Below are 9,524 nucleotides of genomic sequence, written 5' to 3'. Positions count from 1 at the left end.
GTCCGTTGGACCGCCGCGACGTCCGGGATCAGGCGCTTTCCGGTGCCGGCTTGTTCAGGCCCAGCCAGCCGCCGATGATGCCGCGGGCTTCATCCACGCCCTGGCGGGCGGGACCGGAGAAGGTCTGCACGCTGACGGTATCGCCGAAGGAGGACTGCAGTTCCTTGCGCACCTTCTGCAGGGCGATGCCCTGCTGGCCACGGCCGAGCTTGTCGGCCTTGGTCAGCAGCGCGTGCGCCGGCAGGCCGCGCTGCACCGCATAGGCGAGCATCTGGCGGTCGTAGTCCTTCAGCGGGTGACGGATGTCCATCACCACCACCAGGCCACGCAGGGCCTCGCGGGTACGGAAGTACTGGTCGATGAACGCCTGCCAGTGCGCCTGCAGATCCAGCGGCACCTTGGCGTAGCCGTAGCCGGGCAGATCGACCAGCTTGGCCTCCGGGGTGACCTCGAAGAACACCAGCTGCTGGGTGCGGCCGGGGGTCTTGGAGACCCGGGCCAGGCTGTTCTGGCGGGTCAGGGCGTTGAGGGCACTGGACTTGCCAGCATTTGAGCGACCGGCAAAGGCGACTTCCGCGCCCACGTCGTCCGGCAATTGCCGGGTGTTGTGGGCCGAAAGCAGGTATTGGGCGCGTTCGAGGAGCAATGACATGGGCATAGGATCGCATGTCCGGGCCCGATCCGCGCTGCCCGCGCTCGGTTTTGCTGCACCCTGCGTTGACCGTGGCGTGAAACGGCGTTGATAATCGGGCGATCCCCGTGGTTGCGGTCCCGCAACCGCCAGGCCGGTCCACACGGAGCTTCCGCATGCGCCATGCTCGCGTTCTTGCCGTTTCCGCACTTGCTGTCTCGCTGCTCGCCGCCGTTGCCGTTGCCCAGACCTCGATCACGCCCCTGCCGGACAACGGGCCGATCAAGACCGCCTCGCTGGAGGTCGATTTCAGCAAAACCACCTGGGGCGATCCCAAGGCCGGGCAGACCAAGGCCGCCGCCTGCGCGGCCTGTCACTCGGCCGATGGCAATTCCACGGTGGAGATGTACCCGAGCATCGCCGGCCAGAGCGAGCGCTACAGCGCCCAGCAGATGGCCCTGATCGCCAATGGCCAGCGCACCTCCGGGGCCTCGGCGGCGATGGTGCCGTTCGTGCAGGACCTCACCCCACAGGACATGCGCGACATCGGTGCCTACTTCGCCACGCAGAAGGCCACAGCCGGCATCGCCGACGATGGCGCGGTGACCGAGGGCCCGTACGCGGGCAAGAAGTTCTATGAGATCGGCCAGCAGCTGTATCGCGGCGGCGATGCCGAGCGCGGCATCCCGGCCTGCATGGCGTGCCACGGCCCCACGGGCGCGGGCAATCCCGGCCCGGCCTACCCGCATATCAGTGGTCAGCACGCAGCGTATGTCGCGCGCCGCCTGCAGGAGTACCAGGCCGGGACCACCCAGGAAACGGACAAGGCCCACTTCCAGATCATGGCCTCGATCGCCAAGTCGTTGACCGAGCAGGAAATCCAGGCCTTGGCCAGCTACCTGCAGGGCCTGCACAACCGGGCCGATGACGTCGCCGCTGCGGCCACCCCGCTCGCCGGAGGCACGCAGGCACCGTAACGACCGCCCACGCCGCAGCGCATCCCCTTGGTCGGATGACGGATGCGGCCACCCCGGCCGGCGGGGTATGTTCACTGGCACGCCGGCGACTGGGCCGGCGTCGTTTTTTCTGTATGGAGATGGATGTAGATGACGTTGATGCCCCGCCTGATGTTGTTGCTGCTGGCCCTGAGCCCGTTGACCACCCTCGCCGCCACCCCGACACCGCTGGTGGAGGGCAAGGATTACGAACGCATCGCCGATGCCGGTCCGTTCGCGCCGCTGGCCGGCAAGATCGAAGTCGTGGAGATGTTCGGCTACACCTGCCCGCACTGCGCGCACTTCGAGCCGCAGCTGGAAGCCTGGGCCGCCAAGCTGCCCAAGGACGTCCGCTTCACCCCGGTACCGGCTGCTTTCGGGGGCGTGTGGGATTCGTTCGCCCGCGCCTACTACGCCGCCGACCAGCTGGGCGTGGCCAAGCGCAGCCACCGCGCCATGTTCGATGCCCTGCATGAGAAGGGCTCGCTGCCGATGCAGAACGTCTCGCCGGATGAACTGGCCGCGTTCTACCAGGGCTTCGGCGTGGCCCCGGCGCAGTACATCACCGCGCTCAAGAGCGACGCCGTGGATGCCAAGGTCAAGGCCGCCCGTGCCTTCGCCCTGCGCACCAAGGTGCCCGGCACGCCGACGCTGATCGTCAATGGCGTGTACCTGGTCAAGGGCGACTCGTTCGAGTCGATGCTGCGCAATGCAGATGCCCTGATCGCCCGTGCGCGCAGCGGCAAGGCGCTCTAACAGCGCTCGCTGAACCATCACGCACCGTGCACGCGGGACGCTCGTTTCCGCGTGTCATCATGCTTCCCTGGCCGGTGCTCCCAGCATCGGCCCCACCATGCTCATCCGCTGGAGATGTTTCGATGAAGACCCGTTTCGCCATTACGCTCATGGCTCTGCTGCCGATCCTGGCTGCCTGCAAGGCCCAGGACGGTACCGCCAACACCACCGCCCCGGCCGAACCGGCCGCACCGAGCAGCACCCCGGCCACCGAAACGGCCACCCCGAGCGAGCAGGCCCCGGCCGCCAGCGGTGAAACCGCCGCCGCCGAGACCGCCGCTGCCGAAGCCACCACCCCGGCGCCGGCGCCGGCCTCGTCGCGCCCGACCGGCCCGGAGCCGGTTGCCGGCACCGACTATGTAGTGATCGAAAACGGCCAGCCGTTCCAGCCGGCCACCGGCAAGATCGAAGTCGCCGAAATCTTCGGTTACGTGTGCCCGGCCTGCGCCGCGTTCCAGCCGCTGATCGGGCCGTGGAAGGCCGGTCTGCCGAGCGATGTCAATTTCGTCTACGTGCCGGCCATGTTCGGCGGCACCTGGGATGACTACGGCCGTGCGTTCTACGCCGCGCAGGCCATGGGCCTGCAGGAAAAGACCCACGAAGCCATGTACGCCGCGATCCATGCCGAGCAGAGCCTGAAGGGCGAGCGCGGCCGTGATTCGGTCGAGGACATCGCCAACTTCTACGGCAAGCACGGCGCCGACCCGAAGCAGTTCGCCGCGATGATGGGCAGCTTCGCCGTCAACGCCAAGACCAACTCGGCCAAGCAGTTCGCCCAGCGCAGCAAGATCTCCGGCACCCCGTCGGTGATCGTCAACGGCAAGTACCTGGTCAAGGGCAAGGGCTTCCCGGACATGCTGCGCATCGCCGATCACCTGATCGCGCGCGAACGCGCCGGCAAGGCCAACTGATCCAGCAATAGCGAACCGTCGTGACCTCCCCCCACACGCGGACCCTGCGCCTGCTGACGGCCAACATCCAGGCCGGTTCGAGCACCCGCCGCTACAGTGACTACGTGACCCGCAGCTGGTCGCACGCACTGCCGGCCGGGCGCAAACGAACCAGCCTGGATGCCATCGCGCAGATGGCCCGCGAACACGACATCGTCGGCCTGCAGGAGGCCGACCCCGGCAGCCTGCGCTCGGGCTTCACCAACCAGACCCACTATCTGGCCGAGCGCGCCGGCTTCAATTACTGGAGCCACCAGCCCAACCGCCGGATGGGCGGGGTGGCCTCCAGCGCCAACGGCCTGCTCAGCAAGCTCGAGCCGGTCGAGGTCCAGGACCACGCCCTGCCCGGCCGGATCGGCGGGCGCGGCGTGCTGCTGGCCAAGTTCGGTGAAGGCAGCCAGGGCCTGGCGGTCGCGGTGGCGCATCTGTCCTTGGGGACCAATTCGCGCATGTCGCAATTGGCCTTTATTGCCGATCTGCTCTCCGACCACCCCAACGCCGTGCTGATGGGCGATTTCAACTGCGTGGCCGAACGGCCGGAAATGCAGGTGCTGTACCAGAAGACGACGCTGCAGCCGCCGGGCTGCGTGGTGCCGACCTTCCCCAGCTGGCGCCCGGACCGGGCGATCGACCACATCCTGCTCAGCGACGGCCTGCAGCAACGCAGTGCCGAAGCCGTGCCGGCCGCGTTTTCCGATCACCTCGCGCTGGCCATGTCGATCGATGTACCTAACAGCGCGCTGCGCTGAGCCCTGCCCACCCGCCGCCCTTGCGCGGCGGGCATCGTGAGCGTGTAAACAGGCTGTCCACAGCGCCTGTGCGATAAATCCCGCCGTCTGCCGCTCCGGCACCGGGAGTATCCCCCACCCCATGAGTACCGTGGAGCCGCCTCTGCCCGAGGTGCGCACGCTTCGACCCGTGTTCCTGCTTGCCGCCACGATCGTGGCGGCATTCGCCATTCTGGTCACCGTGTTTCCCATCGATGCCGGCGTGATGCTGCTCGATGCCCAGACCTGGGCCTCGCGCAATGTCGGCTGGTATTACCTGCTGGCGATGACCGTGTACCTGGTGTTCGTGGTCGGCGTGGCGTTGTCCGGCTATGGCAACGTCAAGCTGGGCGCGGACCATGACGAACCGGAGTTCAGCTATCTGTCCTGGGCCGGCATGCTGTTCGCCGCCGGCATCAGCATCACCCTGTTCTTCTTCTGCGTCTCCGAGCCGCTGACCCATTACCTGCTGCCACCGCAGGGCGGCACCGGCAGTGGCGAGGCCAGCGCACGCCAGGCGATGCAGCTGCTGTTCCTGCACTGGGGCCTGCATGGCTGGGGCGTGTTCGCGCTGGCCGCGATGGCGCTGGCTTACTTCGCCTATCGCCACAACCTGCCACTGGCGCTGCGCTCAGCGCTGTATCCGTTGATCGGCAAGCGCATCAACGGGCCGATCGGCTACACCGTGGATGCGCTGGGCATCGTGGCCACCGTGTTCGGCCTCGGCGCGGACATGGGCTTTGGTGTGCTGCATCTCAACGCGGGCCTGAACACCTTGTTCCCGGTGCCGCACGCGGCCTGGGTGCAGGTCGGGCTGATCGTCCTGATGATGGGCGCGGCGATCACCGTGGCCGTGTCCGGGGTGGAAAAGGGCGTGCGCTGGATGTCCAACATCAACATGCTGCTGGCGATCTCGCTGCTGCTGTTCATGCTGTTCGCCGGCCCCACCCAGTACCTGCTCAATGCCTTCATGCAGAACATGGGCGACTACCTGGGCAACGTGGTCGGCAAGAGTTTCGATGTGTACGCCTACGGCGGGCGCCCGGACTGGCTGGGCAACTGGACGGTGTTCTACTGGGCCTGGTGGATCGGCTGGGCGCCGTTCGTGGGCCTGTTCATCGCGCGCATCTCGCGCGGCCGCACCATCCGCGAGTTCGTGCTCGGCGTGCTGCTGATTCCCCTCGGTTTCACCCTGGCGTGGCTGTCGATCTTCGGCAACAGCGCGCTGGATCAGATCCTGCACCACGACCAGGTGCACCTGGCACAGATGGCGGTGGAGAACCCACCGACCGTGCTGTACGCGTTGCTGGAAAGCTATCCGTGGAGCCGCACCGTCATCGCGGTCACGGTGATCGTCAGCTTCATCTTCTTCGTCACCTCCGCCGATTCCGGCACGGTGGTGCTATCCACGCTGTCCTCGCAGGGCGGCAATCCGGAAGACGACGGCCCACGCTGGCTGCGCGTGTTCTGGGGCGTGATGACCGGCCTGGTCACCGCCGGGCTGCTGTTGGCCGGCAGCATGGATGCACTCAAATCCGCGGTGGTGCTGGCCTCGCTGCCGTTCTCGGTGGTGTTGCTGCTGATGCTGTGGGGCCTGACCCGTGCGCTGGGCGAAGAGTCGCAGCGCAAAAAGGCCTCGCAGTACTCACCGATCCCGTTGATCGGGCAATCGCGGCATCAGCGCGGGTGGCGCCAGCGCATCACCCAGGCGGTGCATTTCCCGGTACGCGACGAGGTGTACCGGTTCATGGATACCGATGTGAAGCCGGCGATCGAAGCCGTCGCGGCGCAGCTGCTCGAACAGGGCCTGGACGTGCAGACGAAGTTTGAGCCGGGTCACATGGAACTGCTGGTGGACCATGGCGAGCAGCAGGTGTTCACCTACCAGGTGATCATGCGCGGCTATCTCACCCCCTCCTTCGCCGCGCAGCGCTTCCGCAATCAGCGTTACTACCGTGCCGAAGTGCACCTCTATGAAGGTGGACAGGACTACGAGCTGTTCGGCTACAGCCGCCAGCAGATCATCAACGACATCATCGATCAGTACGAGCGTCACCTGCAGTTCCTGCATCTCACGCGTTGACGCACTGATCTCCCGCTGCAAAGGAGTCATCGACATGCCTACCCTCCCCGACCAGCTGCTGTACATCGGCGGCCGCTATGTTCCCTCCCAGGGCGGAAAGACCTTCGAGGTCATCAACCCGGCCAACGGCGAGCTGCTCGCCAACGTCCACAGCGCCAACAGCGACGATCTCGACGCAGCCGTGGAGAGCGCCCAGGCCGGCCAGAAAGTGTGGGCTGCGCTGACCACCGTGGAACGCTCGCGCATCCTGCTGCGGGCGGTGGCACTGCTGCGCGAGCGCAACGATGCGCTGGCCGAGCTGGAATCGCGCAACACCGGCAAGGCCCTGAGCGAAACGCTCAGCGTGGACGTGGTCACCGGCGCGGACGTGCTGGAGTACTACGCCGGCGTCATGCACGGGCTGGAAGGCAGCCAGGTGCCGCTGCGCGAGACGAGCTTCTTCTACACCCGCCAGGAACCGCTGGGCGTGGTCGGCGCGATCGGCGCCTGGAACTACCCGATCCAGATCGCGCTGTGGAAGGCCGCCCCGGCGCTGGCCGCCGGCAACGCGATGATCTTCAAGCCCAGCGAAGTGACACCGTTGACCGCGCTGAAGCTGGCGGAGATCTTCACCGAGGCCGGCCTGCCCGATGGCGTGTTCAACGTGTTGCCCGGCGATGGCGCCGGCGTCGGCACGGCGCTGACCGAGCACCCGCTGATCGAGAAGATCTCCTTCACCGGCGGCACCGCCACCGGCCGCAAGGTGATGGCCAGTGCCTCCAGCTCCACGCTCAAGGACGTCACCATGGAGCTGGGCGGCAAGTCGCCGCTGATCATCTGCGCGGACGCCGATCTGGACCTGGCCGCCGATGTGGCGATGATGGCCAACTTCTACAGCTCCGGCCAGGTGTGCACCAACGGCACCCGCGTGTTCGTTCCGCGCAGCGCGCTGGCCGCGTTCGAAGCCAAGCTGCTGGAACGGGTCCAGCGCATCCGCATCGGCGACCCACTGGCCAAGGACACCAACTTCGGCCCGCTGGTCAGCGCCGCGCACATGCAGCGCGTGCTGGAGCACATCGGCAGCGGCAAGGCCGAAGGTGCACGGCTGGTCTGCGGCGGCGAGCGGCTGACCGACGGAGCGCTGGGCAAGGGCTGCTATGTGGCACCGACCATCTTCAGCGATTGCCGCGATGACATGCGCATCGTGCGCGAAGAGATTTTCGGGCCGGTGATGAGCCTGTTGGCCTATGACGACGAAGACGAGGCCGTGCGTCGCGCCAACGACACCGATTACGGTCTCGCCGCCGGCGTGGTCACGCCGGACCTGGCGCGCGCGCATCGCCTGATCCATCAGCTTGAGGCCGGCATCTGCTGGGTCAACAGCTGGGGCGAATCGCCGGCACAGATGCCGGTGGGCGGCTACAAGCAGTCCGGTGTCGGCCGCGAAAACGGGCTGGCCACGCTGCGTGCCTACACCCGTACCAAATCCATCCAGATTGAACTGGACCGCTACGCGTCGGTGTTCTGAACCGGCCTTACCAGGAGACACCGCGATGAAGCGCGAGTACGACTACATCATCATCGGCGCCGGGTCGGCCGGCAACACGCTGGCCGCGCGCCTGACCGAAGACGCCGGCGTCAGCGTGCTGCTGCTGGAAGCCGGTGGGCCGGATTACCGGATGGATTTCCGCACCCAGATGCCGGCCGCACTGGCGTATCCGCTGCAGGGCCGCCGCTACAACTGGGCGTATGAAACCGAGCCGGAGCCCTACATGGACAACCGGCGCATGGAGTGCGGCCGCGGCAAGGGCCTGGGCGGTTCCTCGCTGATCAACGGCATGTGCTACATCCGCGGCAACGCGATGGACTTCGACCAGTGGGCCAGCTTCGACGGGCTGGAGGACTGGAGCTACCACGACGTACTGCCGTACTTCCGCAAGGCGGAAACGCGCGACATCGGGGCCAACGATTACCACGGCGGCGACGGCCCGGTCAGCGTGGCCACGCCGAAGAACGGCAACAACGTGCTGTTCCACGCGATGGTCGAGGCCGGTGTGCAGGCTGGCTACCCACGTACCGATGACCTCAACGGCTACCAGCAGGAAGGCTTCGGCCCGATGGACCGCACGGTGACCCCGCGTGGACGCCGCTCCAGTACCGCGCGCGGCTACCTGGACATGGCCAAGGACCGTGAGGGACTGGAGATCGTGGTGCATGCCACCACCGACCGCATTCTGTTCGCCGGCAAGCGCGCGGTGGGCGTGCGCTACCTGGCCGGCAACAGCGCCGAGCCGATCGATGCCACCGCCCGCCGCGAGGTGCTGCTGTGCGCGGGTGCGATCGCCTCACCGCAGATCCTGCAGCGCTCCGGCGTGGGCGCGCCGGCATTGCTGGCCGCCCTTGGGGTGCCGCTGGTGCACGACCTGCCCGGCGTCGGCGAGAACCTGCAGGATCACCTGGAGGTGTACATGCAGTACGCCTGCAAGAAGCCGGTCTCGCTGTACCCGGCGCTGCAGTGGTGGAACCAGCCGGCGATCGGTGCGGAATGGCTGTTCGCCGGCACCGGCATCGGTGCCAGCAACCAGTTCGAAGCCGGTGGTTTCATCCGCACCCGCGAGGAGTTCGACTGGCCCAACATCCAGTACCACTTCCTGCCGGTGGCCATCAATTACAACGGCACCAATGCGGTCAAGGAACACGGCTTCCAGGCGCATGTGGGCTCGATGCGCACGCCCAGCCGCGGTCACGTGCATGCCAAGTCGCTGGACCCGCGTGAGCACCCCTCGATCCTGTTCAACTACCAGTCCACCGATCAGGACTGGCAGGAATTCCGCGATGCGATCCGCATCACCCGCGAGATCATCGCCCAGCCCGCGCTGGACGAGTACCGCGGCCGCGAGATCAGCCCGAGCGCCGAGTGCCAGACCGATGCGGAGCTGGATGCCTTCGTGCGCGCGCATGCCGAAACCGCCTACCACCCGTCCTGCTCGTGCGCGATGGGCACCGATGCGATGAGCGTGGTGGACGGCCAGGGCCGTGTGCACGGGATGGAGCGCCTGCGCGTGGTGGATGCCTCGATCATGCCGCGCATCATCACCGGCAACCTCAACGCCACTACGATCATGATCGCCGAGAAGATCGCCGACCGGATCCGGGGGCGTGCACCGTTGCCGCGCAGCACGGCGGCCTACTACGTGGCCGGGGACGCGCCTGCACGGCGCTGAGGGCGGTGCGACCAATGGGTAGGCGTCGACCGTTGCTCGGCGCACGAATCCCGGTAGTGGGGGGGGGGGGGGGGGGGGGCACGATCCACCAGAACAGGAA

Annotated in this window: 8 protein-coding genes; 7 read left to right on the top strand and 1 reads right to left on the bottom strand. The window is 67.1% G+C overall.

The window, feature by feature from the left end; translation table 11 throughout:
• Positions 1-28 precede the first annotated feature (28 nt).
• On the bottom strand, positions 29-652 hold the full coding sequence (yihA, locus tag ACE026_RS10005; RefSeq protein WP_486038878.1) for a ribosome biogenesis GTP-binding protein YihA/YsxC: 624 nt from the start codon (positions 650-652) through the stop codon (positions 29-31).
• A 155-nt stretch (positions 653-807) separates the two neighbouring features.
• Between yihA and ACE026_RS10000 the strand changes: the two genes are divergently transcribed.
• From ACE026_RS10000 to betA, 7 genes are all read left to right on the top strand, one after another.
• Complete coding sequence (locus ACE026_RS10000) at positions 808-1,608, top strand: c-type cytochrome (RefSeq protein ID WP_486038877.1); 801 nt, start codon at positions 808-810, stop codon at positions 1,606-1,608.
• Positions 1,609-1,737: 129 nt separating this feature from the next.
• Positions 1,738-2,382: a thiol:disulfide interchange protein DsbA/DsbL gene (locus tag ACE026_RS09995; protein WP_121039786.1), complete on the top strand. Its 645-nt coding sequence runs from the start codon at positions 1,738-1,740 to the stop codon at positions 2,380-2,382.
• 122 nt (positions 2,383-2,504) lie between these two features.
• A complete protein-coding gene (locus tag ACE026_RS09990; RefSeq protein WP_486038876.1) occupies positions 2,505-3,332 on the top strand; it encodes a thiol:disulfide interchange protein DsbA/DsbL in 828 nt (275 codons plus the stop codon).
• Positions 3,333-3,382: 50 nt separating this feature from the next.
• Entirely contained in the window at positions 3,383-4,120 is a 738-nt protein-coding gene (locus ACE026_RS09985; protein ID WP_486038886.1) for an endonuclease/exonuclease/phosphatase family protein, read from the top strand.
• A gap of 121 nt (positions 4,121-4,241) precedes the next feature.
• Positions 4,242-6,221: a choline BCCT transporter BetT gene (gene betT / locus ACE026_RS09980; protein WP_121039795.1), complete on the top strand. Its 1,980-nt coding sequence runs from the start codon at positions 4,242-4,244 to the stop codon at positions 6,219-6,221.
• 34 nt (positions 6,222-6,255) lie between these two features.
• Entirely contained in the window at positions 6,256-7,728 is a 1,473-nt protein-coding gene (gene betB, locus ACE026_RS09975) for a betaine-aldehyde dehydrogenase (protein ID WP_486038875.1), read from the top strand.
• Positions 7,729-7,753: 25 nt separating this feature from the next.
• Positions 7,754-9,424 (top strand): choline dehydrogenase, encoded by a 1,671-nt coding sequence (betA, locus tag ACE026_RS09970; protein ID WP_486038874.1) that lies wholly within the window; start codon positions 7,754-7,756, stop codon positions 9,422-9,424.
• The last annotated feature ends 100 nt before the right edge of the window (positions 9,425-9,524 follow it).

The sequence above is a fragment of the Stenotrophomonas sp. AGC87 genome (genome assembly GCF_057333975.1).
This window is presented reverse-complemented; position numbering and strand designations above follow the sequence as displayed.